Source organism: Citrobacter sp. Cf118 (assembly GCF_030334095.1).
Classification (GTDB): domain Bacteria; phylum Pseudomonadota; class Gammaproteobacteria; order Enterobacterales; family Enterobacteriaceae; genus Citrobacter; species Citrobacter freundii.
On the sequence record NZ_JAOWES010000080.1, the window covers coordinates 13,967 to 40,045 of the forward strand.

Genomic DNA, 26,079 nt, shown 5'->3' on the forward strand with positions numbered 1-26,079 from the left:
GCATTCCTCAGAACTGGGTTAAATCGAGCTTGAGTACATAGTCAGCCTTGTTGGCTTTTTCATCCTGCTTCACGCTAACGAAGAGCGTTTTGCTGTCAGGAGAAAGCACCATGCTGTTTGGCATTGCTGCCGTTTTGATGGTGTGCTTCAGGCTGTAAGTGTTGGCATCGATAACGCTAATCTGACGGGCATTGCGATGGGTAACATACACTTCGTTGCGGGCAGGGTTATAGACTGCAGCGATAGAGTTTGGCGTGGGAACGCGGTGAACAATTTTACCGCTGCCCAGTTGGACTACCAGCACGTCGGCGGTGTTGGTATCGGCGATAAATCCGACGCCTTTGGCCGTGTTCAACGCGATGTTCAGGAAGTAATGCTTCGGCTCGGAGGGGTCAACCTTCACACGCGACAGAACCTGCGACGTTTTGCCATCCAGGGTAACAAGTTCGCCTTTGCCAGTGACGGCGTAAACTTTATCGCCAGCTTCATCAACGGCGAAACCGACCGGATCCATCCCTTTGAGGGCGTGTAATAGTTTCTGGTTATGCGTGTCGACAACCCACAGCACACCTTTATTTTCACTGCCAATACCGGAGACATACAGACGGTGGTGCTTCTTGTCGAGCACCACTTCACGAACGTGGGCTTTATTTTCTTCGTCTGCAAGCTGAAGCATTTTCACTTCTTTATGGGTGCGGGTATCCAGCAGGGTCAGTGAGCCATCCAGCGCATTACCTAGCCAGAGAATGTGGTTAGGTTCATCCAGTGAGACCGCAAAAGGACGGCGTTCGGTGGCGATCCGCTCATCGACTTTTAATGATTCAGTTGAAAACAGGAACACTTCACCGGCGGTTTTATCTTTGTCGAAAGAGGGGGCAGAGGCTGCATAGATAGCCTGTTGTCCGGCGTCATAAGCCAGTTCGTAAACGCCATGACCAAGCGTCTGAGAGGCGAACTGATCCTCAGTAAAGTCTTTTGCCAGGGCTGAACCGGTATAAAGTGCCAGTGAAATCGCAAGCGCGCAGAGGGACTGATTTTTTAATGTTTTTAAATTCATGTCATTTTTCTTTACAGTTGTTTACGAAAAGAAAAATGATAATGAAAATAAATATCATTTACAATTGCATGTATGGGCAATGCCCCCTACCAATTTTTGTACACTGCGGAAAATCCCAAAAAAAAAGCTCCCCGGAGGGAGCTTCTTAATAACAGAAACGATTAATCGTCGAGGAAGCTACGCAGTACTTCAGAGCGGCTCGGGTGGCGCAGTTTACGCAGCGCTTTCGCTTCGATCTGACGGATACGTTCACGGGTAACGTCGAACTGTTTACCGACTTCTTCCAGCGTGTGGTCGGTGTTCATATCGATACCGAAACGCATACGCAGAACTTTCGCTTCACGGGCGGTCAGGCCAGCCAGAACGTCGTGCGTTGCGGCACGCAGGCTCTCGGTGGTCGCAGAGTCCAGCGGCAGCTCGAGGGTGGTATCCTCGATGAAATCACCCAGATGCGAATCTTCATCGTCGCCGATCGGCGTTTCCATGGAGATAGGCTCTTTAGCGATCTTCAGCACTTTACGGATCTTGTCTTCCGGCATCAGCATACGTTCAGCCAGTTCTTCCGGCGTAGGCTCGCGGCCCATCTCTTGCAGCATCTGACGGGAGATACGGTTGAGCTTGTTGATAGTCTCAATCATATGTACCGGGATACGGATGGTACGCGCCTGATCCGCGATCGAACGGGTGATCGCCTGACGGATCCACCAGGTTGCATAGGTGGAGAACTTGTAACCACGACGGTATTCAAACTTATCAACCGCTTTCATCAGACCGATGTTACCTTCCTGAATCAGATCCAGGAACTGCAAGCCACGGTTGGTGTATTTTTTAGCGATAGAGATAACCAGACGTAAGTTCGCTTCAACCATCTCTTTTTTCGCACGGCGGGCTTTCGCTTCACCGATGGACATGCGACGGTTGATATCTTTAACCTGCTCGATGGTCAGGCCGGTTTCTTCTTCAATCTGCTGCAGTTTCTGCAGGCCGCGGTGAACGTCATCTGCCACATCGTGCAGTTTTTCAGACCACGGTTTGTTCATCGCGATTGCCGCGTTGAACCAGGTTTCGCTGGTTTCGTTGCCAGTGAACAGGGTGATGAAGTTTTTCTTCGGCATTTTGCACTGCTCAACGCAGAGCTTCATGATCAGACGTTCCTGAGTACGCACGCGGTCCATCATGACGCGCATGCTGTTTACCAGGTAGTCGAACTGCTTCGGCACCAGGCGGAACTGTTTGAACACTTCGGACAGCTTCTGAATTTCTTCCTGCGCGGCAGCATGGCTGCGGCCTTTCGCTTTGATGGTGTCGCGAGTGATTTCGTACTGAGTACGCAGTTCACCGAATTTTTCACGCGCTAACTCAGGGTCGATGCTGTTGTCATCATCGCTGCTGTCGTCGTCGCCATCTTCTTCATCTTCGTCTTCATCTTCGTCTTCATCGTCATCCATCTCTTCCTGAGAGAGTTCAGAACCGACGTGGGTCGCCGTTGGCGCCATGTCTTCTTCCGCGTTTGGATCGACAAAGCCAGTGATCAGATCGGAAAGACGTGCTTCTTCAGCTTCTACGCGATCGTACTGCTCAAGCAGGTAGGTGATAGCTTCCGGGTATTCGGCAACGGAGCATTGAACCTGGTTAATCCCGTCTTCGATGCGTTTAGCGATGTCGATTTCGCCTTCGCGGGTTAACAGTTCAACGGTACCCATTTCACGCATGTACATGCGGACCGGGTCAGTTGTACGACCGATTTCGGACTCAACGCTGGACAGAACCTGGGCAGCCGCTTCTTCCGCGTCTTCATCGGTGCTGTTGGAGGTTTCAGCAAGCAGCAGATCATCGGCATCAGGTGCTTCTTCCATCACCTGAATACCCATGTCATTGATCATTTGGATGATGTCTTCGATTTGATCTGAATCGACGATATCTTCCGGCAGATGGTCATTGACCTCGGCATAGGTCAGATAGCCTTGCTCCTTACCACGTTGGACAAGAAGCTTCAGCTGTGACTGCGGGTTTTGCTCCATAAGACGGTATCCACACTTAATTCGTTTGATTGGTGTTGGGCGGTAAAACCGCCAACGGCAAAACGAGGGCATACTTATATTTTGCCGCTGCCTCTCCGTGCGGCTGTCGGGGGCTTCCCGATCGATATTCGGCAGTTAAGCCGTTAAATACTTCATCTTTCACGTTGTCTCTGCGTTAGCTGCGTTCGTTTACTTGCTGCCTTGATACAACGCGAATGATTTTGTCTTTGTTTTGTCTTTCTCTTATTTCTTGGCCAGTTCCTGGTTCAGCGTCCAGAGTTCCCGGCGTTCTTCGCTGCTTAAACCGTGTGTGCGCTCACGAGCTATCAACTCTTCCTGGCGCAGTTCAAGCATCGAATCAAACATATGGTTGAGTGAGTCGGTGAAGGTTTTTTCTGCGATATCTTTATCTGCTATATCGTCCCACATCGACAGTTTTTCAAGGGTCGCAGCATCATTTGTGCCACGATAGTGTTCTAAAAGTTGCCCGGTGGTCAGACCTGGCTGAGCCAGACAAGTGTTGACCAGTTCTCTGAATAAGCCAAGTCCAGGCAGCTTATTGCTATCCAGTGCGCCTAACGGTGGAACCAGCGGGGCGAGCTCCGGGTTCTGCACCAGCAACCCTATAAGTATACGCATGGTCGTACGTTTTAGCTGTGGAACAGGGCGGGAAGCCCCATTTTCTGCCAGTTTTGGCATTAAACGTTCAAGCTGGCTGTCATCCAGAATGCCGAGCTTGTTTCCCAACTCCTGTCGCAGGTAAATGCGCAACGTTTCGCCTGGTACCTGAGTAATCAGCGGTAATGCCAGCGTGCTGAGCTGTGCGCGTCCGTCTGGGGTACTCAAATCCACCTGCGGCAACAGGCTGTTAAATAAAAACGCAGAGAGCGGCAGCGCCTGCTCCATCCGCGCTTCAAAGGCCTCTTTCCCTTCTTTGCGCACCAGCGTATCGGGATCTTCGCCGTCAGGTAAAAACATAAAGCGTAGCTGGCGTCCGTCTGTCATATAGGGCAGTGCGGTTTCCAGCGCGCGCCATGCTGCGTCGCGTCCGGCACGGTCGCCGTCGTAACAGCAAATTACGTTGTTCGTTGCGCGGAACAACAGTTGGATGTGATCGGCGGTGGTTGACGTCCCAAGGGATGCCACGGCGTAATTAATGCCGTATTGCGCCAGCGCCACCACATCCATATAGCCTTCTACCACTAACAGGCGCTGTGGATCGGCGTTATCCTGCTGGGCTTCATAAAGACCATACAGCTGGCGACCTTTATGGAAAATATCGGTTTCCGGGGAGTTCAGATACTTCGGCAGGGCATCGCCCAGCACGCGTCCACCAAAACCAATGACCCGACCACGTTTGTCGCGGATGGGGAACATCACCCGTTCGCGGAAGCGATCGTAACTGCGTCCCTGATCGTTGGTGACCAACATCCCCGCATCAACCAGCGATTTGCGATTTTCAGCATTGCCGCCAAACCGTTTCAGGACGTTGTCCCAGCCGGGGGGCGCAAAACCAATAGCAAAACGGGTGATAACGTCGCTACTTAATCCTCGCTTTTCCAGGTACTGGCGCGCAGGGGTAGCGGCGGGTTGCATCAAAGACTGTTGATAAAAAGTGTTCAGGCCATCCATCAATTGATAAAGGCTTTGCCGTTGATGGCGCTCTATCTGACTGGGGCCACTGCCTGCTTCATAGGGCACTTCAAGGTTGTGCATTGCGGCCAGTTCTTCGACGGTTTCCACAAACTCGAGCTTGTCGTAGTTCATGAGAAAGTCGACGGCGTTGCCATGCGCGCCACACCCAAAGCAGTGATAAAACTGTTTTTCACCGTTTACGGTGAAAGAGGGGGTTTTTTCGTTATGAAACGGACAGCACGCGTGATAATTTTTGCCCTGCTTTTTCAGCTTTACCCGCGCGTCGATGAGATCGACGATGTCGGTTCTTGCCAGCAGGTCATTGATAAAAACGCGAGGAATTCGTCCAGCCATAAGCCCCTGTTTTTTGATGACTCATATACACAAAATCATTCAGGATGCATCAAGGCGGCAAGGAAGCGAATCCTCAGGAGCGTACATCAGTACGTGACTGGGGTGAGCGACTGCAGCCAACACTGAGGCAGCTTGAATGATGACGTGTATAAACGAAAATAAGCCGCGCATTCCTTCCGGAAGCACGGCCTTACAACTACAACTCAGTCTGAATTGAGAGCTTTGGCTCTCAATGGATTAGTACAGACGAGTACGGCGTGCGTTTTCGCGAGCCAGTTTCTTCGCGTGACGTTTCACAGCAGAAGCTTTAGCGCGCTTACGTTCGGTAGTCGGTTTTTCATAGAACTCACGACGACGAACTTCCGCCAGAACACCTGCTTTTTCGCATGAACGCTTGAAGCGACGCAGTGCTACGTCGAACGGCTCGTTTTCACGTACTTTAATTACCGGCATGTAACTCTCACCTTTAATAAATTCGGTTTGCCGCTGGCATCAACGCCAGCTTATTTCAAAATGGTGCGGAATTTTACTGCAATTGCTGCTGCTTTGTAAAGCACCGACGCGATTTTGAAAGGGACTTTTATAAGGACAAGGAGTATACACGAGCGGAACTCCTGGGGCGAACAAAGTTTTACATCAACCCGCATTGGTCCTACACTGCGCGGTAATAGAGCGAGGTAAAACAAGTCATGCGTGTACTGGGTATTGAAACATCCTGCGATGAAACCGGCATCGCCATTTACGACGATGAAAAAGGTCTTTTAGCCAACCAATTGTATAGTCAGGTGAAATTACACGCTGACTACGGCGGCGTAGTGCCAGAACTGGCCTCGCGCGATCACGTACGTAAAACCGTACCGCTGATCCAGGCCGCGCTGAAAGAGGCGGGACTGACGGCAAAAGAGATCGATGCGGTGGCGTATACCGCAGGTCCTGGTCTGGTTGGCGCGCTGCTGGTTGGCGCAACCGTAGGACGTTCGCTGGCGTTCGCCTGGGGCGTACCGGCAATTCCTGTGCACCACATGGAAGGGCATCTGCTGGCGCCAATGCTGGAAGATAATCCCCCTGCGTTCCCGTTCGTCGCGCTGCTGGTTTCTGGCGGGCACACGCAGCTGATCAGCGTCACCGGTATCGGTCAGTATGAATTACTCGGCGAATCGATTGATGATGCTGCTGGCGAAGCGTTCGACAAAACCGCCAAGCTGCTGGGGCTGGATTATCCTGGCGGTCCAATGTTGTCAAAGCTGGCCTCGCAAGGCGTTGAAAAACGTTTTGTCTTCCCGCGCCCGATGACCGATCGTCCGGGGCTGGATTTCAGCTTCTCCGGGCTGAAAACCTTTGCCGCGAATACTATTCGTAATAACGAAAATGACGATCAGACGCGCGCAGATATTGCTCGTGCCTTTGAAGATGCGGTAGTTGATACGCTGATGATCAAGTGCAAACGCGCGCTGGATCAAACCGGTTTTAAACGTCTGGTGATGGCGGGGGGCGTGAGCGCGAACCGTACGCTGCGCGCAAAACTGGCCGAGATGATGCAAAAACGTCGTGGCGAAGTATTTTACGCGCGTCCGGAATTTTGTACCGACAACGGGGCGATGATCGCCTACGCGGGCATGGTACGTTTTAAAGCAGGCGCAACGGCGGATCTTGGCGTAACCGTGCGCCCACGCTGGCCATTGGCGGAATTACCGGCGGCGTGATTTTTTGCCCGGTGGCGTAATGTTACCGGGCAAGACGCTACATCCGCAGCATTCCTTTCTCTTCCAGAAACGCGATAATTTTTTCCAGACCCTCTCCGGATTTTAAATTGCTGAACGTCCACGGACGCTCGCCGCGCATACGCAGGGTATCGCGTTCCATCACCTCCAGCGAGGCGCCGACGTAAGGGGCCAGATCGGTTTTATTGATAACCAGAAAATCGGATTTAGTGATCCCTGGACCGCCTTTACGCGGGATCTTCTCGCCTTCGGCAACGTCGATCACATAGATCGTCAGATCCGCTAATTCCGGACTGAAGGTGGCGCTCAGGTTATCGCCACCGCTTTCCACAAAAATCAGATCCAGATTGCCGAATTTCTCGCTCAGCGCCTCTACGGCAGCCAGATTCATCGACGCATCTTCGCGGATAGCAGTATGCGGGCAGCCGCCGGTTTCCACACCGACGATCCTGTCTGGCTCCAGTGCGCCCGCCTCGGTGAGAATGCGCTGATCTTCTTTGGTGTAGATATCGTTGGTCACCACCGCCAGTTGATAGCTGCTGCGCATGGATTTGCATAACGCTTCCAGCAGCGCCGTTTTGCCGGAACCGACCGGGCCGCCAACGCCCACACGCAGGGGATGCTTGTAGTTACTCATTTTTTCTCCTCAGGAGCGGAATAATCGGGAATATTGGGTTTCATGCCGGGCAGACGCGATAGCGGCCAACGGCGTTGCGGAGCCGAGACTGGCGTCAGGCGTCGCCAGCGCCTGTGCCAGACCCTGCGCATAGCGATCGCAGAGCGCAATAATCAAACGCTGGGCCGCCTGTTGTCCAAAAGGAACCAGCTTGACGCCAGCCATCACAGCGCTCTCAATCCAGCTGTAGCCGAGGCTTAACGCCAGTTCGGTCAGGGGAATTCTCCACTGCACGGCCAGCCAGGCCATGCCGCAGAGTTGGCTGTCGGCGAAGAGAGTGCGCCACTCTCGCGAGCAATCCGCCTCCCAGTCGGTGACCAGCCGCGTAAACGCCGCGCCCCGACTGCGTTCTTCATCCCGCAGTTCGCGGGTTTCCCGGCAGGCCAACAGGTAAGCGCTCCAGCGGCGTGCGGCGTCGAGATCGTCCTGCTCGCAGGCGCGATACAGTCTCGCCAGCAGCGGTAGGTCGACGGTAAAAAAGTTCTGCTCCATCTGCTGAATTTGCCAGGCAGAGAAGTCATCGATGCTTTTCACCCAGCCAATCTCCACCGCCCACTCCAGACCCTGGGACCAGGTAAACGACCCCACCGGGAGTGCGCTGCTGGCGAGCTGCATCAGACGCAGTTGTTGGGTGTTATGCATCAGTGCGCATGGCCGTGATGATGCCCGTGTGATTCACTGGCATAAGCGCCTGCTTCCGGTTCAAACGGCAACTGGGCGAACGTCACCTCGAGGTTGAACTGGCGCAGCATGGCGTCCAGCACATGATCGTGGTGGTAGCGCAGCTCATCGGGCAGAATTTGCAACGGAACGTGGCGATTGCCGAGGTGATAACAGGCTTTGGCGAGCAGGAAAGGATCGGCGCAGCGCACCACGGAAACCAACTCCGGCGCGGCGATCACTTCGATCACCTCGCTGCCATCGTCGGTGGTCAGCAGGTCGCCACCGCGTAACAGCAAACCGCGCGGTAGCATCAGCCCGGCTTCGCGACCGTCGTTCAGCGCCACTCTGGCACGACTTTTTACCCGCATATCAATGGGTAGCGTGACGCTTGCGGTGACGTGGTGAGCGTGGTCAAGGCGTTGGGTCAGGTAGATCATCGTCACTCCTAAAACAGAAAATAGCGTTGTGCCATCGGCAAAACGTTTGCCGGTTCGCTGGTAATCAGTTCGCCATCAATACGCACCTCGTAGGTCTGAGCATCGACGGTGATATTGGGTTGCAGGTCGTTGTGGATCATGTTGGCCTTTTTCACTGTTCTGCAGCCTTTAACGACGGCGATGGCGCTTTGCAGGTTGAGCTGCTGCGCGATGTTTTGCGCATCAGCGGCCTGCGAAATAAAGGTCAGCCGGGTGTGATGCCGCGCTGCGCCAAGTGCGCCGAACATCATGCGGTAATGCACCGGCTGTGGGGTGGGAATCGAGGCATTGATGTCGCCCATCGGCGCACAGACGATCATCCCGCCTTTAACGATCGTCGCTGGTTTTACGCCAAAGAAGGCCGGTGACCACAGCACCAGATCGGCCAGTTTGCCGGGCTCAACGGAGCCGACTTCATGGGCGATACCGTGGGTTAGCGCCGGATTGATGGTGTATTTGGCGACGTAGCGTTTAACGCGCAGGTTGTCGTTGTCGCCGGTTTCTTTTGCCAAAGGTCCACGCTGCGCCTTCATACGGTGTGCCACCTGCCAGGTGCGCAGGATCACTTCGCCCACGCGCCCCATTGCCTGTGAATCGGACGAGGTCAGGGAAAAGGCGCCAATGTCATGCAGCACATCTTCGGCAGCGATCGTTTCCCGGCGAATGCGCGATTCGGCAAAGGCCACGTCTTCGGAGATATCCGGATCGAGATGGTGGCAAACCATCAGCATGTCGAGATGCTCGTCGATGGTGTTGATGGTATAGGGCAGCGTCGGGTTCGTAGAGGAGGGCAGGATATTCGGATGCGCGCAGGCGGTGATGATATCCGGCGCATGACCGCCGCCCGCGCCTTCGGTGTGAAAAGTATGAATGGTGCGATCGCCAATCGCCGCCAGCGTATCTTCCACGAAACCGGACTCATTGAGCGTGTCACTGTGCAGCGCGACCTGGATGTCCATCTCGTCGGCCACGGTCAGTGCGCAGTCAATAGCGGCGGGCGTGGCACCCCAGTCTTCATGGATTTTCAGGCCAATTGCGCCCGCGGTGATTTGCTCGCGCAAGGCGTCAGGATTTGAGCCGTTACCTTTGCCCAGTAAACCGATGTTAACTGGTAACGTGTCTGCCGCCTGCAGCATGCGTGCGATGTACCACGGACCCGGCGTACAGGTGGTGGCGTGAGTGCCCGCGGCCGGACCGGTGCCGCCGCCGATCATCGTCGTCACGCCGGAAACCAGCGCCTCTTGCGCTTGCTGTGGGCAGATCCAGTGAATATGCGTATCCACACCGCCTGCGGTGACGATCTTGCCTTCCCCGGCGATGACTTCAGTTCCCACGCCTATCGGGATCGTAACGTTGGGCTGAATATCGGGATTACCTGCCTTGCCGATGGCGAAGATCCTGCCGGCTTTGATACCAATATCCGCTTTCACGATCCCCCAGTGATCGACGATCAGCGCGTTGGTTATCACCAGATCCACACATGCATCGGCGCGCATTTGCCCCTGGCCCATGCCGTCGCGGATCACTTTTCCGCCGCCGAATTTGACCTCTTCACCGTAGGTGGTGAAGTCTTTTTCCACTTCGATCCACAGGTCGGTATCCGCCAGGCGCACTTTATCGCCGGTGGTTGGGCCAAACATGTCGGCGTACGCCTGCCGGGAAATGTCACTCATTATCTGCCTCCAGCGCGCCCATCACTTCGCTGCGAAAACCCACGATCCTTTGTGCGCCAGCAACGCGCACCAGTTCGACTTCGCGTTTTTGTCCTGGCTCAAAACGCACCGCTGTGCCCGCAGCAATGTTCAGACGAAAGCCGCGTGCGGCCAGCCTGTCAAAGTGCAGCGCCGGGTTCACTTCGAAAAAGTGATAGTGCGATCCCACCTGGATGGGCCTGTCGCCATGATTTTCCACCACGATCGTGCAGATCTCTCGCCCCTGATTAAGTGCGATACTGCCTTTTGCGATCTGATATTCACCTGGGATCATTGCCGCTCCTTAGACGATCGGATTGTGGACAGTGACCAGCTTCGATCCGTCCGGAAAGGTGGCTTCAACCTGAATATCCGGGATCATTTCCGGTACGCCTTCCATCACCTGATCGCGGCGCAGCACGTGACGCCCGTCCTCCATCAGTGCGGCCACGGTTTGCCCGTCGCGCGCCCCTTCCATGATGAAAGCGCTAATCAGCGCCACCGATTCCGGGTAGTTCAGCTTCAGCCCGCGGGCCAGGCGACGTTCCGCCACCAGCGCGGCGGTAAACAGCAACAACTTATCTTTTTCTCTGGGGGTCAGTTCCATAAGGGTTCTCTTAGGTTTGCCAGATTCGCGGGAGTACAGGCGTTTTATGTGTCAGCAGCGGGCGCAAAAATTGCCAGATGTCACGCATAACGCGCTGAACAACCAGGTTGTCGTTAGCAAGAAAACGGATTGTCAGCAGCGAGTCGTTAAGCGTTGCCCCGGCGTAATCGCCAAGCGCCATAAGCCGCTCCCGCGTGCCCTCCAGCATGTGTTCGTTGGCCGGATAACACAGCAACGTGCCGACCCAAGGATGATGCGCGACGCCGCTCAGATTCCCCTCCTGCAATATCAAGCGTTCTATCAGCAGCGGCAGCCCATCTCGCCACACTTCCAGGCGATTTTGCAGCATGCCGTGGCTGAAAGTTTCCTGCATAACCGGTCGGCCAAGACACAGCAGATCCCAGGCCAGCAGGCGGCTTGCGGATGTCAGATGAAAGACGGTCTGAATAGCGGCGTTGGCGCCGGGAAAGAGGATCGTATCCTGCGGCAGCCACTCCAGCGTGGCGTGCGAGGCGAGGGTAAAATGCTGGCGCAGCAATGCCTGCGGCCCTCGGCTGCGATAAAACTTGCCCGCGCCGGGCTGGGTGATTAACGCATGGCTGTTTTCGTCGAGTGTGACGGCAATATGAAGCTCATCCCCGCCAACGATCCCCGCAGGTGGATGCAGCAAATAGAGGTGGCAGACGTCTTCTTCCGGGTAAAACGGGCGCTGAACCGTCAATGGACCATGATGACGCGCCGAGGCGAGCACCGTTTTGTGCCCGGAGCAGGAAAAATGCAGTTCCAGTTCGGCCTGCCAGCCCCGTGTGAGTGTCTCGTGCGCAACCGTGTCCAGAGCGTTTCCCCTATCAGCATGAGGGTGTTTGCATACAAAAAAGTATGCCTCAGCGCATCGGGAAATCGATCATATGAGAAGCTTATGGATAAAGGGGCGACAATACGCCGCCCAAGGGAGATTACAGCAAAACGAGGGGCATCCAGACCAGACCGGTGATCACCAGCAGCACGAGGAAAATCAGGCCAAAAATAGCGCCGAGCCGCCAGTAATCCACCGTTGGCAAATAACCGCTGCCGTAGTAGATAGGGCTAGGACCGGTGGCGTACGGGGTCAGAATGCTGCCCAGACCAATGGCGGCGCCGACCATCAGGCAGAAGACCGGTAGCGGGATTTCCGGCATTGCCAGCGCGGCGGCAATCATCATCGGCGCGAGGGCAGAGGTATACGCCGTGGCGCTGGCAAAGAAGTAGCGCAGCAGATAGAACACCACGATCAGCGCCACCATCACCATCATCGGCGAATAGCCGCTCAGTCCTCCCGCCAGCAGTTTGCCGAACCAGGTGATAAAACCGGTGTTATTGAGCCCAGTGGCGAGCGTTATCAGCGAGGCCAGCCAGAAAAAGACGTTCCATGCGGCTTTATTGCTGACGATGTCATCCCAGCTAATGATGCGTAGTACCAGCATCAACGCCACCACGCTGTATCCGACCATTGCGGCGTCAATGTAGTCGCCGCCGAAGATCCACAGCACCAGCGCGCCGACCATCAGTACCAGCATCTTTTTCTCGCGAGCGCAGAGCGGTCCCATCGCTTTTAGCTCTGTATCCGCCCAACGTGGAACCTGATCGCCGGATTTCAGCACCGGTGGATACAGCAGGTACGCCAGCCACGGCACGATCAGCACCAGTAAAATGCTCAGCGGCAGCATGCCTAAGAACCAGTCGCCCCAGCTCAGCGCCGTATGGGACGCGCCTTTCATCAGGCCGATCAACAGCAGGTTCGGTGCCATCGCCGTTAAGAAAATAGCGCTGGTAACGCAGTCAGCGACAATGCCCATCCACATGATGTACGAGCCAATGGAGCGTGAACTGGCGCTATTGGGCTGCGAGTTATACAGCGGCGGCAGGTTGCGGATAATCGGGTAGATTATTCCGGCTCCGCGCGCGGAGTTGGAAGGCGTGACGGGAGCGAGGATAAGTTCGGAGAACATCACCGCATAGCCGAGAAATAACGTCCGGTGCCCCATCTTTTTCACCAGCATCAGCGCGATTCGCCGACCAAGGCCGGTTTTCTCATAGCCGGTACCAAACATAAAGGCCGCGAAGATCAGCCAGATGACCGAGTTTGAGAATCCAGATACCGCCCACGACAGCGATTTGGCGGTAAATTTAAAACCGTCCTGCGCGAGTTGCTCCGGACTGAACAGCAGCCACGGTGAAAGGACTGCGATGATCGAAATGCCAATCATCGCCACCACCGCGCCCGGTACAGGTTCCAGAATAAGCCCGACAATCACACCGGTAAAGACGGCAAAATAGAGCCAGGTGTGACTCTCAAGACCGGTGGGGACGGGCAGAACAGCAATAATGGCGATGACCACCAGCGGAGCCAGGTATCGCCACCAACCAGCTAAAGGTGCCATTGTTGTATCCCTGCGAAGAGGGAGAGGCGTTCGCCCCTCCGGGAGGGTTATTTGATGTAGTGCACGTGCTCGCAGATTTCTTCGACGATAGGATCGCGACGTTCAGCGAACAGCTTTTTGTTTTCGGCAATCAGGTTATTACCGTGAGTATCGATGGAAACGATCAGCGGGCCGAACTCTTTTACCCGGCATACCCACAGAGATTCCGGCATGCCGAGTTCGGTCCAGTGTACCTCTTCAATTTCTTCAACCTGAGTAGCCGCCACGACCGCACAGCCAGCCGGGAAGATGACGTGCAGCGCTTTGAACTGTTTGCAGCCTTCTTCCGTCAGCGGCCCCATGCCGCCTTTGCCGACCACCAGCTTGACGCCCGTCTGCTCGATAAAGTCTTTCTCAAACGCTTCCATACGCATGCTGGTAGTTGGACCGACGGAGACCATCTCCCATTTTTCACCGTTCTTACGGACGATCGGGCCCGCATGGAAAATGGCTTTGCCGTTCAGGTCATAAGGAATCGGGCGCTTCAGTTCGATCAGGCGACGGTGGCAAACGTCACGGCAGGTCACCAGCGTGCCGGTCAGGTAAATGACATCGCCAACGCGAATGTCTGCCAGATCTTCGGCTTTGATCGGGGTTGTGAGGATCTTTTTCATAACGCGCTCCGGGTGTGAGACAGGTTTTCGAAGGAGAGGTCGGCATGAACCAACAGCGTACCGCGACGATGCGCCCAGCAGCCGGTAGAGACGGCAACGCCTATAGTCGACGGGTGGCGTGCGGCGGATTCGATATGCACGCCCATCACTGAGCTATTCCCGGTCAACCCTTGCGGCCCAATGCCCAGACGGTTAAGTCCTTCTTCCAGGCGCAGTTCCAGTTCTGCCGCTTTTGGGTTTGGATGGCGTGATCCGATTGGGCGCAGCACCGCTTTACGAGAAAGCACGGCAGCGGTTTCGACAGAGGTGGCAATACCCACGCCCACCAGCACCGGAGGACAGGCGTTAACTGCCAGCGTGGAGATATTTTCGAAGACAAATTTCACCACGCCTTCATAGCCTTCAGAAGGCATTAATACTTTCGAGCGCCCCGGCAGCGTACAGCCGCCGCCTGCCATGTAGACTTCGATTTCCGCGTCATCGTTATCAGGGATGATGTCCCAAGTGACCCACGGCACACCGGTACCGGTATTTTTTCCGGTATTCACTTCGTCAAAAATCTCAACCGCGTTATGGCGCAGCGGCGCTTTTACCGTGGCATCTTCAACAGCCTGCTTCAGAATGCTTTGCAGTTCGCCAAGTAGCGGAAAACGGGAACCGACCTTCACGAAGAACATAATCTCCCCGGTGTCCTGACAGGCAGGGCGGTTCAGGTCGATAGCTTTCTGCATGTTGTCAAACATGGTGTGGTAGATGATTTTACCCATCGGCGAGGTTTCGCCTTCACGCAGCTGTTTTAATTTATCCACAACATCGTCAGGCATGCGGGTAGAAATCATGGCGGTAAAGTCGGCGACAATGTTCGTCAGCGTAGTTATCGCATGTTGGTTATTTTGATTGCTCATCTTATTAACTCCAGTTCTTTTATTTGTCTGGAAATAAATTCTCCGCCACAAACTACCACTAAAAATGTGGTTTTATATTATTTGGCACTGTGAATATCTAATTAACAGTTCGTGAATGATGTCCAGATAAGGCAATAAAAATTGCGCCAGGGCAGGGTTTAATACGTATGGGAGAATTACACTGCGGTTAATCACATTACGGATTACCGATCATGCTGAATACGTATCCCCTGGCGAAAGACCTACAGGTGCTGGTTGAAATTGTTCATAGCGGCAGCTTTAGCGCCGCCGCTGCGACGCTGGGCCAGACGCCAGCGTTTGTGACGAAGCGCATTCAGATCCTCGAGTCCACGCTAGGGGCTACGTTGCTAAGCCGCTCGGCGCGCGGCGTGGCGCTAACGGAGAGTGGCCAACGTTGCTATGAACACGCGCAAGCGATCCTCGCAGGTTATCAACATTTGGTCGATGACGTTACGCAACTCAAAACGCGTCCGGCAGGAATGATTCGTATCGGCTGTAGCTTTGGTTTTGGGCGCAGTTATATTGCACCGGCAATTACAGAATTGATGCACAGCTATCCTGAATTACAGGTACATTTTGAACTTTACGATCGGCAAATTGATTTGGCGCAGGATAATATCGATTTGGATATTCGTATCAATGATGAAATTCCTGATTATTATATTGCTCATTTGTTAACGAAAAATAAAAGGATATTATGCGCAGCACCGACGTATTTACAAAAATACGGTGAGCCGACGACGTTACAGGAATTAATTCGGCATGATTGTCTGGTCACCAAAGAACGGGATATGACTCACGGGGTGTGGGAACTGGATAACGGTCAGGAGAAAAAGTCGGTTAAGGTAGCGGGACATCTTTCTTCTAACAGCGGTGAGATTGTGCTGCAGTGGGCACTACAGGGAAAAGGGATCATGCTGCGTTCTGAATGGGACGTACAACCGTTTCTGGCCAGCGGCGAGCTGGTGCGTGTGCTGTCGGACTATGCGCAGAGCGCTAATATCTGGGCGGTTTATCAGGAGCCGCTGTATCGCAGCGTGAAGCTTCGCGTGTGCGTGGAGTTTCTGGCGACGTGGTGTCAGAACCGATTAGGCAAACCGGTGGAGGGGTATCACATCCCCGAGGCCGGATAAGACGCCGACGCGTCGCTATCCGACAATAAAATCACTCGGGGTCTTTTTCGCGTTTTTTCTTTAGCTTGGTCCAGATCTTCGGCTCCTGACGACGCCACAGACGCTGAATGTTGTCATGGTGACGAAGCAGAATTAAGCACGACAACATGGACACCGGAAAAGTGAACTGGGGATTGAACCACCAGACGTAAAAAGGGGCGATCAGCGCACTGACGATAGCGCCTAACGACGAATAGCCGCTTAACAGGACGGTTAGTAGCCAGGTTCCGGCCATCACACCAGTTAAGTCCCAGCCAATCGGCGCAATTGCGCCAAAGGCGGTGGCAACGCCTTTTCCACCTTTAAAGCCGAAAAATACCGGCCAAATGTGTCCCAGACAGGCGGCGATTGCGATCAATCCCAGCCAGAAGGGGCTGACGCCTAGCGCATAGGCACCCCAGACGGGTAACATACCTTTCAGGACGTCGAAAATCAGTACCGCGACGGCGGCTCCCTTGCCACCGATGCGCAGCACGTTTGTCGCGCCCGGATTCCCAGAGCCGCTGTCGCGCGGGTCCGGCAATCCAGCAAGGCGGCATACCAGAATAGCACTGGAAATTGAGCCACAGAGGTACGCGAAGATAATCATTCCAGGCGCGATTGCACTCATAAGCTGTTCCGTTTTGAAAATGTCGTGTAAAACGCTACTTCTGTGGATAATACGCATATTTCGCCGGAAGTGGTATCCGGGTTAGCCAAAAAGCAGGCAGGTCGTGATGGATATTGTATTTATAGAGCAACTTTCTGTAATCACCACTATTGGTGTTTACGACTGGGAACAAACGATCGAACAACGGTTGGTGTTCGATATCGAAATGGCATGGGATAACCGCAAATCAGCTAAAAGCGATGATGTGGCTGATTGCCTGAGCTATGCTGATATTGCTCAAACGGTTGTTAATCATGTGGAAGGTGGGCGTTTTGCGCTGGTAGAACGTGTGGCGGAAGAGGTGGCGGATTTGCTACTTAACCGCTTTAATTCACCGTGGGTGCGGATCAAACTCAGCAAACCTGGCGCGGTAGCCCGTGCGGCAAACGTCGGGGTCGTCATTGAGCGTGGCAATAATCTGAAAGAAAATAATTAATTTAATAATTTCTAAATCAAACGGGTATAAAAGAGTCCTTTCGTCGGCTCTTTTTTGCCGTGTTTTCTCTATCTAGGGGTTTATTAATGAGTGATATGCACTCGCTGCTGGTGGCGGCAATTTTGGGTGTGGTCGAAGGATTGACGGAATTTTTACCCGTTTCCAGTACCGGCCATATGATTATTGTTGGCCACCTGTTGGGTTTTGAGGGTGATACCGCAAAAACATTCGAGGTGGTGATCCAGTTGGGATCTATTCTGGCAGTGGTGGTGATGTTCTGGCGACGTTTGTTTGGCCTGATCGGCATTCACTTCGGCAAGGCCCCGCATGAAGGTACTGGCAAAGGTCGGCTGACGCTGGGGCATATCCTGTTGGGGATGATTCCGGCGGTTGTACTGGGACTGGTGTTCCACGACACCATCAAGTCGCTGTTTAACCCGATCAACGTGATGTATGCGCTGGTGGTGGGTGGTGTACTGCTGATTGCCGCAGAATGCCTGAAGCCGAAAGAGCCGCGCGCGCCGGGTCTGGATGATATGACCTATCGCCAGGCGTTTATGATTGGCTGTTTCCAGTGTCTGGCGCTGTGGCCGGGTTTTTCTCGCTCAGGGGCGACGATTTCTGGCGGTATGCTGATGGGCGTGAGCCGTTATGCGGCTTCTGAGTTTTCATTCCTGCTGGCGGTGCCGATGATGATGGGCGCGACGGCGCTGGATCTCTACAAGAGCTGGTCGTTCCTCAGCGCATCAGATATCCCAATGTTTGCAGTCGGTTTTGTGACGGCGTTTATCGTGGCGCTGGTCGCGATCAAAACCTTCCTGCAACTTATTAAGCGTATTTCGTTCATTCCGTTTGCGATTTACCGCTTTATTGTGGCGGCTGCCGTTTACGTCGTGTTCTTCTGATGACTTACCGTGGTGCCGGATGGCGGCGTTTCGCCTTATCCGGCCTACGGGTGATATTCGTTCAGGCGGTGGGTTTAGGACACCGCTTCTCCTTCCAGTTGGCCACCGCCGCAATGCGACGCCGGGTCAGTTCCTCGCGAATAGCCTGACCTTTGAATCCCGCTTCCACGACATCTTTCGTGGGAACCGCCTGTGCAACCAGCCAGGCTTCACGCAACAGCCTGCCTTGTGGGTAATCCGCCGCTTCAAAACCGGTTCGCCCACGCACGTCGGCCTCGCTGGTGAGGGCGATTTGCTCCACGCGCTGCGGTTTGCGCCATGCATCGATGGAATCAAACAGCTTAACGATGGTTTTCGGTTGCAGGATCGGGAAGGTATGAATCAGGTCGTGGAACTCGGCCACCAGTTTGGCTAAATCACGGATGTCATTCGGCACGCGCAGGCGCTGACACAGTTGCTCGACCAGCTTAACACCCGCCGGACCGTGGCCATGATGGCGCGGCCATAGCGCTTTAGGCGTTAATGCTTTGCCAAGATCGTGGCACAGCGTGGCAAAACGCACGTCGACCTCCGGGCTTAACATGGCTGCCATCGACAGCGTCATCAGCGTGTGAATACCGGTATCAATTTCCGGGTGCCACTGCGCGGGCGCGGGAACGCCGAACAGAGCATCCACTTCAGGAAACAGAACGTGCAGTGCGCCGCAGTCGCGCAGGACCTGAAAAAATACCTGTGGGTTGCGGGTGGTTAAGGCGCTTTCCGTTTCTTTCCACACGCGCTCTGGCGTCAAGTGTTCCAGCTCGCCAGCGGCGTTCATATCGCGCATCAGCGTCATGGTTTCGTCGGCAATACGAAAGCCAAGGTGCGCATAGCGGGCAGCAAAGCGCGCTACGCGCAGCACGCGAAGTGGATCTTCGCTAAAAGCCGGGGAAACATGACGCAGCAGGCGGTTTTCCAGATCATCGCGTCCGTTATACGGGTCGATAATCTCCCCGTTGTCATCGCGGGCCATTGCGTTGATGGTCAGGTCGCGCCGCTGAAGATCGGCCTCCAGCGTCACATCTGGCGCGGCGTAGCAGGTGAATCCGGTATATCCCGAACCTGATTTGCGTTCAGTACGCGCCAACGCATACTCTTCCCGGGTTTGCGGATGCAGAAACACGGGAAAATCGCGGCCTACCTGTTGGTAACCCGCGTCGAGCATTCCTTGCGGCGTGGCACCGACAACGACCCAATCTTTATCTTTAATCGGTAGCCCTAATAACGCATCCCGAACAGCACCACCGACCAGATAAATCTTCACGCCACTTTCCTTTTGAAAAAAATATCCCTTAATCATATGTCAGTGTGGCGGAGAAGGCGATTCAGTTCATCCAGCGATCTTTGCGTTTACGGCTTGGGATCATGTGTGGCAGAACCAGACCGAGCAGCAGACCAAGACCCAGCACGCCGCCGCCATACATAAACCATTGCATGATGATAGTACGCTGCTTGTCATCAAGCTGAAGGTTGGCTGCGCTCACCTTCTTTTGCGCCACGATAAGTTCGTTCTTCAGCTTCTGGTTTTCTTGTTTCAGCCCGTCAATCACGCTGTCGCTCTGCGCTACCTTTTGCTGCATGTCGGCGGTACGCTGATTCCATGTGGTATCGATATTATTGAGCTTATCGGTCAAGATCTTAACCTGGTTTTCCAGGTCGGGAACGCGGGTACGCAGGCTCGGCGTACTGTTCAGCTCTTTCAGTGGGATCCAGGCGGTACGTCCGGTGCTGTCTTTCACCTGAGCGTAATTAGTATTGGCATCGGTCTGTAATAGCGTGACTTCCTCGCCGGCGTTAACCGTACCCACGAGGCGATAATTATCTCCCGGACCGCTGCGGACCCAGGTGTTCAGTTCGTCAGAGACATAGCGCTTTTCTTCGGCATGAGAGACTGCAGTGGCGCTAAGTGCGAGTAAAGTTAATCCAATCAGGCGTAATTTTGGCATCAGGCTGTCGTTATTGTCATAGAAAGTGGAACGATAGTAGTGGCATCAGTGTCTCTACGCAAAGCATTCGACATCAATCGGAATCATCTGTGTCCTTTTTGCCACCACTCGAAACTTTTACGCCCGTCAAATTGCTCGTTGCATGGCAATTTGGCGCAAAATACTATCTACTGACCATAAAGAACGAACTTAGTTCGCAGTCAGTTTTCTCAACTGTGACATAACCCATAAGTACAAGACCATGGCCCAGGAAATCGAATTAAAATTTATCGTTAATAGTGACGCTGTCGATGCGCTACGTGAACGTCTGAATACGCTGGGGGGAGAGCATCATGCACCCAGCCAGTTACTGAATATTTACTACGAAACGCCGGATGCGTGGTTGCGTGGTCACGATATGGGGCTGCGTATTCGCGGTGAAAACGGTCATTACGAAATGACCATGAAAATTGCCGGACGCGTGACGGGCGGTCTGCATCAACGACCGGAATTTAACGTTGCGCTGGACGCGCCTGAGCTGGATCTCGCCTTGTTCCCAACGGAAGCCTGGCCTGATGGCAAACTGCCCGCTGAACTTGCTTCTCAAGTGCAGCCGTTGTTCAGCACCGATTTTTTCCGTGAGAAATGGTTGGTTGATGTTGATGGCAGCCGGATTGAAATGGCCCTCGATGTGGGGGAAGTGAAAGCGGGCGAGTTTGCAGAACCTATCTGTGAGCTTGAACTTGAACTGCTAAGCGGCGATACCCGTGCGGTACTGAAGCTGGCAAACCAGCTGGTTTCGCAAACCGGTTTACGCCAGGGCAGTTTGAGCAAAGCCGCGCGCGGTTATCATTTGGCCCTGGGGAATGCGCCGCGCGAACTCAAACCGACGCGGATTTTGAAGGTTCCGGCGAAGGCGAGCATTGAGCAGGGGTTGGAAGCGGCGCTGGAGCTGGCATTATCACAGTGGCAGTACCACGAAGAGCTGTGGGTACGCGGCGTTAAAGGGGCGAAAGCCGAGGTGCTGGCGGCAATGGGGCTGGTGCGTCACATTCTGATGTTGTTTGGCGGTAATGTGCCACGAAAAGCGAGCGCTCACTTACGTGATTTGCTGACCCAATCGGAAGCGATCATTGCGTCGGACGTTTCTGCTATTTCGGCGGTTTACAGTACGCAAACGGCAATGGCCAAGCTGGCGCTGACCGAATGGCTGGTGACCAAAGGATGGCAGCCGTTCCTGGATGCGAAGGCGCAGGGCAAAATTGCCGACTCCTTTAAGCGCTTCTCTGATACCCATCTTTCACGCCATGCCGCTGAGCTGAAAACCGCTTTTGCGCAGCCGTTGGGCGATCAGTACGCCGATCAGCTTCCACGTTTGACGCGCAACATTGATAGCATGCTGATGCTGGCGGGATACTACGACGAAAATGTCGCATCAGAATGGATCGCTACTTGGCAGGGCTTACGTCGCGCCATTGCGGCCAACCAATATATTGAAATTGAACACTTCCGCAACGAGGCGATCGCGCTGGAACCGTTCTGGCTGCACAGCGGAAAACGATAATCAGGGCCGAGGCCGGGATGCCTGATGGCGCTGCGCTTATCAGGCCTACGCGATGTGTGTAACTGTCATGTAGGTCGGATAAGGCGAAAAGACGCATCCGGCACCATTCAAAGGATAACCCGTAAATGAAGCAGCTCTCTTCACCGTTACAGCAGTACTGGCCGACCGTTGTTGAGCGGCTGCCAGCAGCAATATCTGAGTCCTCGCTTAGCGTTCAGGCGAAGTCAGTACTTACATTCAGTGATTTTGTCCGTGACAGCATTATTGCCCATCCCGAATGGCTGGCTGAGCTGGAAAGCACTCCACCCCTGGCGGATGAATGGCAACACTATGCCAACTGGTTACAGCAAGCATTGGCTGACGTTAGTGACGAAAACACACTGATGCGTGAGTTACGCCTGTTTCGCCGTCGCATTATGGTGCGTATCGCCTGGGCACAGACGCTGTCGCTGGTGACCGAAGAGAGTATTTTGCAGCAGCTAAGTCATCTGGCTGAAACGTTGATCGTCGCCGCGCGCGACTGGTTGTACGCAGCCTGCTGTCGCGAATGGGGTACGCCGTGTAATCCTGAAGGTGTTGCGCAGCCGCTGCTGATTTTAGGCATGGGGAAACTCGGCGGCGGCGAGCTGAATTTTTCCTCCGATATCGACCTGATTTTTGCCTGGCCGGAACACGGCAGTACACAGGGTGGGCGCCGCGAGCTGGATAACGCGCAGTTCTTTACCCGTATGGGCCAGCGGCTTATCAAAGTGCTGGATCAGCCCACAATGGATGGGTTTGTCTATCGGGTGGATATGCGTTTACGCCCGTTTGGCGACAGCGGCCCGCTGGTGCTGAGCTTCTCCGCGCTGGAGGATTATTATCAGGAACAAGGGCGCGACTGGGAACGCTATGCGATGGTTAAAGCCCGCATTATGGGCGATGCCGACGGCACATACGTCAGCGAGCTTCGTGCCATGCTGCGGCCTTTTGTCTTCCGTCGCTATATTGATTTCAGCGTGATCCAGTCGCTGCGTAACATGAAAGGGATGATTGCGCGTGAAGTACGCCGTCGTGGCCTGAAAGACAACATCAAGCTGGGGGCGGGCGGCATTCGTGAAATCGAATTTATCGTGCAGGTATTCCAGCTGATTCGCGGTGGGCGCGAGCCATCGCTGCAATCCCGCTCGCTGTTACCGACGCTTAGCGCCATCAATGCGCTGCACTTGCTTTCTGATACCGACGCGGAACAACTGCGCGCAGCCTATCTCTATTTACGCCGCCTGGAAAACCTGCTGCAAAGTATCAATGATGAGCAGACTCAGACGCTGCCGGGTGATGAACTGAATCGCGCGCGGCTAGCGTGGGGGATGAACGTTGATGACTGGCAGCAGTTAACCGATGTGCTGACCAATCATATGGACAACGTACGCCGGGTATTTAACGAGCTGATTGGCGATGACGAGGCCGAAACCCAGGAAGAGTCGCTCTCAGAACAGTGGCGCGAATTGTGGCAGGATGCCTTACAGGAAGATGACACCACGCCAGTGCTGACGCATCTGGCGGATGACGATCGGCGGCGCGTGCTGTCTCTGATTGCTGATTTCCGCAAAGAGCTGGATAAACGCACTATTGGCCCACGCGGACGACAGGTGCTGGATCATTTAATGCCGCATCTGCTGAGCGATGTCTGTACGCGTGACGACGCCTCAGTCCCGCTGTCACGCATTACACCGCTGCTGGTGGGTATTGTGACTCGCACGACCTATCTGGAACTGCTGAGCGAATTCCCCGGGGCGCTGAAGCATTTGATTTCGCTCTGTGCGGCTTCGCCGATGGTCGCCAGCCAGCTGGCGCGGTATCCGTTGTTGCTCGATGAACTGTTGGATCCGAATACCCTGTATCAACCTACCGCGACGGACGCCTACCGTGATGAGCTGCGCCAGTATTTGCTGCGCGTGCCGGAAGATGACGAAGAGCAGCAACTGGAGGCACTGCGCCAGTTTAAGCAAACGCAGCTACTGCGTATTGCCGCGGCTGATATCGCCGGCACGCTGCCGGTGATGAAGGTGAGCGACCATTTAACCTGGCTGGCGGAAGCGATTATTGATGCGGTAGTCCAGCAGGCGTGGACGCAGATGGTTGCTCGCTACGGCCAACCTACCCATCTTGGCGAACGTGAGGGGCGCGGTTTTGCCGTCGTCGGCTATGGCAAACTGGGCGGCTGGGAACTGGGTTACAGTTCGGATCTTGATTTGATCTTCCTGCATGATTGTCCGATGGACGTGATGACGGACGGTGAGCGTGAGATTGACGGGCGACAGTTCTATCTGCGTCTGTCGCAGCGCATTATGCACCTTTTCAGCACCCGCACCTCGTCCGGTATTTTGTACGAAGTGGATGCGCGGCTGCGTCCATCCGGCGCGGCGGGAATGCTGGTGACATCAACCGACGCTTTCGACGATTACCAGCGCAACGAAGCCTGGACATGGGAGCATCAGGCGCTGGTGCGTGCTCGTGTGGTATATGGCGACCCGCAGTTGACCTCTCAGTTTGATGCGATTCGTCGCGATATCATGACCCTCGTCCGTGATGGGAAAACCTTGCAGACTGACGTGCGTGAAATGCGTGAGAAAATGCGCGCCCATTTGGGCAATAAGCATCGGGATCGTTTTGATATTAAAGCGGATGAGGGTGGCATCACAGACATTGAGTTTATTACGCAGTATCTGGTGTTGCGCTATGCGCATGAAAAACCGAAGCTGACGCGCTGGTCGGATAATGTGCGCATTCTGGAATTACTGGCGCAAAACGACATTATGGACGAGCAGGAAGCGCTGGCGCTTACCCGTGCTTATACGACGTTGCGTGATGAACTTCACCATCTTGCGTTGCAGGAACTTCCGGGCCATGTGGCGCTGGAGCACTTTGACGCTGAACGTACGCTGGTGCGTGACAGCTGGCAGAAGTGGCTGGTTGCCGAGTGAAGTGTGCTATTATCGCGCGCAAATTTTAAGACCCTCAGAGAATCTCTCAGGAGACAGGAATGAAAGTAACGCTGCCAGAGTTTGAACGTGCAGGAGTCATGGTTGTCGGTGATGTGATGCTGGATCGCTACTGGTACGGCCCTACCAGCCGTATTTCACCTGAAGCGCCGGTTCCGGTGGTGAAGGTCGATACCATCGAAGAACGTCCCGGTGGCGCAGCAAACGTGGCGATGAACATTGCCTCTCTGGGCGCAAATTCCCGTCTGGTGGGTTTGACCGGTATCGACGACGCGGCGCGTGCACTGAGCAAAACGCTGGCGGATGTGAACGTAAAATGCGATTTCGTGTCCGTGCCGACGCATCCGACAATCACCAAACTGCGCGTGCTTTCCCGCAACCAGCAGTTGATTCGTCTGGATTTTGAAGAAGGTTTTGAAGGCGTGGATCCGCAGCCGCTGCACGAGCGTATTAACCAGGCGCTGGGTTCTATTGGCGCTCTGGTGCTCTCCGACTACGCCAAAGGCGCGCTGGCAAGCGTGCAGCAGATGATTGCGTTGGCGCGTAAGGCTGGCGTGCCGGTACTTATCGATCCGAAAGGGACCGATTTTGAACGTTACCGCGGCGCAACGCTGCTAACGCCCAACCTGTCTGAGTTTGAAGCGGTAGTGGGTAAATGCAAAAGCGAAGATGAACTGGTTGAGCGCGGCATGAAATTGATTGCTGATTTCGACCTTTCCGCACTGCTGATTACCCGTTCAGAACAGGGGATGACGTTGCTGCAACCGGGCAAATCGCCACTGCATATGCCGACGCAGGCGCAGGAAGTGTATGACGTGACCGGTGCGGGCGATACGGTAATCGGCGTGCTGGCGGCGACGCTGGCGGCGGGTAACACACTGGAAGAGGCGTGCTATTTTGCCAACGCTGCAGCCGGTGTTGTGGTCGGTAAACTGGGAACCTCCACCGTTTCTCCGATTGAACTGGAAAACGCGGTGCGTGGTCGGGCTGATACTGGTTTTGGCGTGATGAGCGAATCTGAGCTGAAACAGGCCGTTGCCAGCGCCCGCAAGCGCGGTGAGAAAGTGGTGATGACTAACGGTGTGTTCGACATCCTGCATGCGGGCCACGTTTCCTATCTGGCAAATGCGCGCAAGCTGGGCGATCGCCTGATCGTGGCGGTAAACAGCGATGCGTCGACCAAACGTCTGAAAGGAGAAACGCGTCCGGTCAACCCGCTGGAACAGCGCATGATCGTGCTGGGCGCGCTGGAATCCGTCGACTGGGTGGTCTCTTTTGAAGAAGATACACCGCAGCGTCTGATCGCCGGCATCCTGCCGGATCTGCTGGTCAAAGGCGGTGACTATAAGCCAGAAGATATTGCGGGCAGCAAAGAGGTATGGGCGAACGGCGGTGAAGTGCTGGTGCTGAACTTCGAAGATGGCTGCTCAACGACCAATATCATCAAGAAGATCCAGAAAGACAGCGATAAATAACAATTGGAATGTTTGTCGGATGGCGGTGTC

24 protein-coding genes are annotated in these 26,079 nt (G+C 54.6%); 7 read left to right on the top strand and 17 right to left on the bottom strand.

Annotation, left to right across the window (positions count from 1 at the left end):
• Positions 1-7 precede the first annotated feature (7 nt).
• The 4 genes from yncE to rpsU form a co-directional block, all read right to left on the bottom strand.
• Complete coding sequence (yncE, locus tag OGX67_RS09095; protein WP_071696308.1) at positions 8-1,057, bottom strand: 7-bladed beta-propeller protein YncE; 1,050 nt, start codon at positions 1,055-1,057, stop codon at positions 8-10.
• Positions 1,058-1,218: 161 nt separating this feature from the next.
• The gene (rpoD, locus tag OGX67_RS09100; RefSeq protein WP_286526355.1) at positions 1,219-3,078 is read right to left on the bottom strand and encodes an RNA polymerase sigma factor RpoD; all 1,860 of its coding nucleotides are present in this window, start codon (positions 3,076-3,078) and stop codon (positions 1,219-1,221) included.
• Positions 3,079-3,321: 243 nt separating this feature from the next.
• Positions 3,322-5,067, bottom strand: a complete 1,746-nt coding sequence (gene dnaG, locus OGX67_RS09105; protein WP_003024697.1) for a DNA primase — start codon at positions 5,065-5,067, stop codon at positions 3,322-3,324.
• A gap of 237 nt (positions 5,068-5,304) precedes the next feature.
• Entirely contained in the window at positions 5,305-5,520 is a 216-nt protein-coding gene (gene rpsU / locus OGX67_RS09110; protein WP_001144069.1) for a 30S ribosomal protein S21, read from the bottom strand.
• Between the two features lie 236 nt (positions 5,521-5,756).
• Between rpsU and tsaD the strand changes: the two genes are divergently transcribed.
• On the top strand, positions 5,757-6,770 hold the full coding sequence (gene tsaD / locus OGX67_RS09115) for a tRNA (adenosine(37)-N6)-threonylcarbamoyltransferase complex transferase subunit TsaD (RefSeq protein WP_003024694.1): 1,014 nt from the start codon (positions 5,757-5,759) through the stop codon (positions 6,768-6,770).
• Positions 6,771-6,807: 37 nt separating this feature from the next.
• On the opposite strand, the gene ureG is transcribed toward tsaD, so the two are convergent.
• From ureG to ttdA, 10 genes are all read right to left on the bottom strand, one after another.
• The gene (ureG, locus tag OGX67_RS09120; protein ID WP_003024692.1) at positions 6,808-7,425 is read right to left on the bottom strand and encodes an urease accessory protein UreG; all 618 of its coding nucleotides are present in this window, start codon (positions 7,423-7,425) and stop codon (positions 6,808-6,810) included.
• A gap of 9 nt (positions 7,426-7,434) precedes the next feature.
• On the bottom strand, positions 7,435-8,106 hold the full coding sequence (locus OGX67_RS09125; RefSeq protein ID WP_257651788.1) for an urease accessory protein UreF: 672 nt from the start codon (positions 8,104-8,106) through the stop codon (positions 7,435-7,437).
• Complete coding sequence (gene ureE / locus OGX67_RS09130; RefSeq protein ID WP_257651789.1) at positions 8,106-8,564, bottom strand: urease accessory protein UreE; 459 nt, start codon at positions 8,562-8,564, stop codon at positions 8,106-8,108. Before ureE ends, OGX67_RS09125 begins: the two co-directional genes overlap by 1 nt.
• Positions 8,565-8,572: 8 nt before the next feature.
• The gene (gene ureC / locus OGX67_RS09135; RefSeq protein ID WP_257651790.1) at positions 8,573-10,276 is read right to left on the bottom strand and encodes an urease subunit alpha; all 1,704 of its coding nucleotides are present in this window, start codon (positions 10,274-10,276) and stop codon (positions 8,573-8,575) included.
• On the bottom strand, positions 10,269-10,589 hold the full coding sequence (locus OGX67_RS09140; RefSeq protein ID WP_003024680.1) for an urease subunit beta: 321 nt from the start codon (positions 10,587-10,589) through the stop codon (positions 10,269-10,271). Before OGX67_RS09140 ends, ureC begins: the two co-directional genes overlap by 8 nt.
• A gap of 9 nt (positions 10,590-10,598) precedes the next feature.
• Positions 10,599-10,901, bottom strand: a complete 303-nt coding sequence (locus tag OGX67_RS09145; protein WP_003024678.1) for an urease subunit gamma — start codon at positions 10,899-10,901, stop codon at positions 10,599-10,601.
• A gap of 10 nt (positions 10,902-10,911) precedes the next feature.
• On the bottom strand, positions 10,912-11,736 hold the full coding sequence (locus OGX67_RS09150; protein ID WP_257651825.1) for an urease accessory protein UreD: 825 nt from the start codon (positions 11,734-11,736) through the stop codon (positions 10,912-10,914).
• Between the two features lie 121 nt (positions 11,737-11,857).
• Positions 11,858-13,321, bottom strand: coding sequence for an anion permease (locus OGX67_RS09155; protein ID WP_032950139.1), 1,464 nt, complete (start codon positions 13,319-13,321; stop codon positions 11,858-11,860).
• 47 nt (positions 13,322-13,368) lie between these two features.
• A complete protein-coding gene (gene ttdB, locus OGX67_RS09160) occupies positions 13,369-13,974 on the bottom strand; it encodes a L(+)-tartrate dehydratase subunit beta (RefSeq protein WP_032937359.1) in 606 nt (201 codons plus the stop codon).
• Positions 13,971-14,879 carry a L(+)-tartrate dehydratase subunit alpha gene (gene ttdA, locus OGX67_RS09165; RefSeq protein WP_016150995.1) on the bottom strand — a complete coding sequence of 303 codons (909 nt, stop codon included), beginning with the start codon at positions 14,877-14,879 and terminating at the stop codon, positions 13,971-13,973. The genes ttdB and ttdA overlap by 4 nt, the downstream gene beginning before the upstream one ends.
• A 212-nt stretch (positions 14,880-15,091) precedes the next feature.
• Between ttdA and ttdR the strand changes: the two genes are divergently transcribed.
• Entirely contained in the window at positions 15,092-16,033 is a 942-nt protein-coding gene (gene ttdR / locus OGX67_RS09170; RefSeq protein ID WP_032950138.1) for an L-tartrate utilization transcriptional activator TtdR, read from the top strand.
• A 31-nt stretch (positions 16,034-16,064) separates the two neighbouring features.
• On the opposite strand, the gene plsY is transcribed toward ttdR, so the two are convergent.
• A complete protein-coding gene (gene plsY, locus OGX67_RS09175) occupies positions 16,065-16,682 on the bottom strand; it encodes a glycerol-3-phosphate 1-O-acyltransferase PlsY (protein WP_003024662.1) in 618 nt (205 codons plus the stop codon).
• A gap of 106 nt (positions 16,683-16,788) precedes the next feature.
• Here plsY and folB point away from each other — a divergent pair, with 106 nt between their 5' ends.
• Positions 16,789-17,157: a bifunctional dihydroneopterin aldolase/7,8-dihydroneopterin epimerase gene (folB, locus tag OGX67_RS09180; protein ID WP_003838117.1), complete on the top strand. Its 369-nt coding sequence runs from the start codon at positions 16,789-16,791 to the stop codon at positions 17,155-17,157.
• Positions 17,158-17,243: 86 nt separating this feature from the next.
• Complete coding sequence (bacA, locus tag OGX67_RS09185) at positions 17,244-18,062, top strand: undecaprenyl-diphosphate phosphatase (RefSeq protein WP_049015216.1); 819 nt, start codon at positions 17,244-17,246, stop codon at positions 18,060-18,062.
• Positions 18,063-18,123: 61 nt separating this feature from the next.
• Here the strand turns inward: bacA and OGX67_RS09190 are convergent, their stop codons facing one another.
• Positions 18,124-19,365: a multifunctional CCA addition/repair protein gene (locus OGX67_RS09190; protein WP_003024653.1), complete on the bottom strand. Its 1,242-nt coding sequence runs from the start codon at positions 19,363-19,365 to the stop codon at positions 18,124-18,126.
• A gap of 61 nt (positions 19,366-19,426) precedes the next feature.
• Positions 19,427-20,047: a TIGR04211 family SH3 domain-containing protein gene (locus tag OGX67_RS09195; RefSeq protein WP_003024650.1), complete on the bottom strand. Its 621-nt coding sequence runs from the start codon at positions 20,045-20,047 to the stop codon at positions 19,427-19,429.
• A 241-nt stretch (positions 20,048-20,288) separates the two neighbouring features.
• On the opposite strand from OGX67_RS09195, the gene OGX67_RS09200 reads away from it, so the two are divergent.
• The 3 genes from OGX67_RS09200 (at position 20,289) to hldE (ending at position 26,049) form a co-directional block, all read left to right on the top strand.
• Positions 20,289-21,590: a CYTH domain-containing protein gene (locus OGX67_RS09200; protein ID WP_003838121.1), complete on the top strand. Its 1,302-nt coding sequence runs from the start codon at positions 20,289-20,291 to the stop codon at positions 21,588-21,590.
• A gap of 125 nt (positions 21,591-21,715) precedes the next feature.
• Positions 21,716-24,556: a bifunctional [glutamate--ammonia ligase]-adenylyl-L-tyrosine phosphorylase/[glutamate--ammonia-ligase] adenylyltransferase gene (gene glnE / locus OGX67_RS09205; RefSeq protein ID WP_003846303.1), complete on the top strand. Its 2,841-nt coding sequence runs from the start codon at positions 21,716-21,718 to the stop codon at positions 24,554-24,556.
• A gap of 59 nt (positions 24,557-24,615) precedes the next feature.
• The gene (gene hldE, locus OGX67_RS09210) at positions 24,616-26,049 is read left to right on the top strand and encodes a bifunctional D-glycero-beta-D-manno-heptose-7-phosphate kinase/D-glycero-beta-D-manno-heptose 1-phosphate adenylyltransferase HldE (protein ID WP_003838125.1); all 1,434 of its coding nucleotides are present in this window, start codon (positions 24,616-24,618) and stop codon (positions 26,047-26,049) included.
• Positions 26,050-26,079: the final 30 nt, after the last annotated feature.

Excerpts from the sequence above, each read along its gene's own strand:
- ttdA (WP_016150995.1), bottom strand. The coding sequence starts at position 14,879 with ATGAGCAATCAAAATAACCAACATGCGATAACTACGCTGACGAACATT.
- tsaD (WP_003024694.1), top strand. The coding sequence starts at position 5,757 with ATGCGTGTACTGGGTATTGAAACATCCTGCGATGAAACCGGCATCGCC.
- hldE (WP_003838125.1), top strand. The coding sequence starts at position 24,616 with ATGAAAGTAACGCTGCCAGAGTTTGAACGTGCAGGAGTCATGGTTGTC.
- rpoD (WP_286526355.1), bottom strand. The coding sequence starts at position 3,078 with ATGGAGCAAAACCCGCAGTCACAGCTGAAGCTTCTTGTCCAACGTGGT.
- plsY (WP_003024662.1), bottom strand. The coding sequence starts at position 16,682 with ATGAGTGCAATCGCGCCTGGAATGATTATCTTCGCGTACCTCTGTGGC.
- OGX67_RS09200 (WP_003838121.1), top strand. The coding sequence starts at position 20,289 with ATGGCCCAGGAAATCGAATTAAAATTTATCGTTAATAGTGACGCTGTC.
- OGX67_RS09125 (WP_257651788.1), bottom strand. The coding sequence starts at position 8,106 with ATGCATAACACCCAACAACTGCGTCTGATGCAGCTCGCCAGCAGCGCA.
- ttdR (WP_032950138.1), top strand. The coding sequence starts at position 15,092 with ATGCTGAATACGTATCCCCTGGCGAAAGACCTACAGGTGCTGGTTGAA.
- OGX67_RS09145 (WP_003024678.1), bottom strand. The coding sequence starts at position 10,901 with ATGGAACTGACCCCCAGAGAAAAAGATAAGTTGTTGCTGTTTACCGCC.
- OGX67_RS09140 (WP_003024680.1), bottom strand. The coding sequence starts at position 10,589 with ATGATCCCAGGTGAATATCAGATCGCAAAAGGCAGTATCGCACTTAAT.
- OGX67_RS09195 (WP_003024650.1), bottom strand. The coding sequence starts at position 20,047 with ATGCCAAAATTACGCCTGATTGGATTAACTTTACTCGCACTTAGCGCC.
- OGX67_RS09155 (WP_032950139.1), bottom strand. The coding sequence starts at position 13,321 with ATGGCACCTTTAGCTGGTTGGTGGCGATACCTGGCTCCGCTGGTGGTC.
- glnE (WP_003846303.1), top strand. The coding sequence starts at position 21,716 with ATGAAGCAGCTCTCTTCACCGTTACAGCAGTACTGGCCGACCGTTGTT.
- ttdB (WP_032937359.1), bottom strand. The coding sequence starts at position 13,974 with ATGAAAAAGATCCTCACAACCCCGATCAAAGCCGAAGATCTGGCAGAC.
- yncE (WP_071696308.1), bottom strand. The coding sequence starts at position 1,057 with ATGAATTTAAAAACATTAAAAAATCAGTCCCTCTGCGCGCTTGCGATT.
- folB (WP_003838117.1), top strand. The coding sequence starts at position 16,789 with ATGGATATTGTATTTATAGAGCAACTTTCTGTAATCACCACTATTGGT.
- ureG (WP_003024692.1), bottom strand. The coding sequence starts at position 7,425 with ATGAGTAACTACAAGCATCCCCTGCGTGTGGGCGTTGGCGGCCCGGTC.
- ureC (WP_257651790.1), bottom strand. The coding sequence starts at position 10,276 with ATGAGTGACATTTCCCGGCAGGCGTACGCCGACATGTTTGGCCCAACC.
- ureE (WP_257651789.1), bottom strand. The coding sequence starts at position 8,564 with ATGATCTACCTGACCCAACGCCTTGACCACGCTCACCACGTCACCGCA.
- bacA (WP_049015216.1), top strand. The coding sequence starts at position 17,244 with ATGAGTGATATGCACTCGCTGCTGGTGGCGGCAATTTTGGGTGTGGTC.
- dnaG (WP_003024697.1), bottom strand. The coding sequence starts at position 5,067 with ATGGCTGGACGAATTCCTCGCGTTTTTATCAATGACCTGCTGGCAAGA.
- rpsU (WP_001144069.1), bottom strand. The coding sequence starts at position 5,520 with ATGCCGGTAATTAAAGTACGTGAAAACGAGCCGTTCGACGTAGCACTG.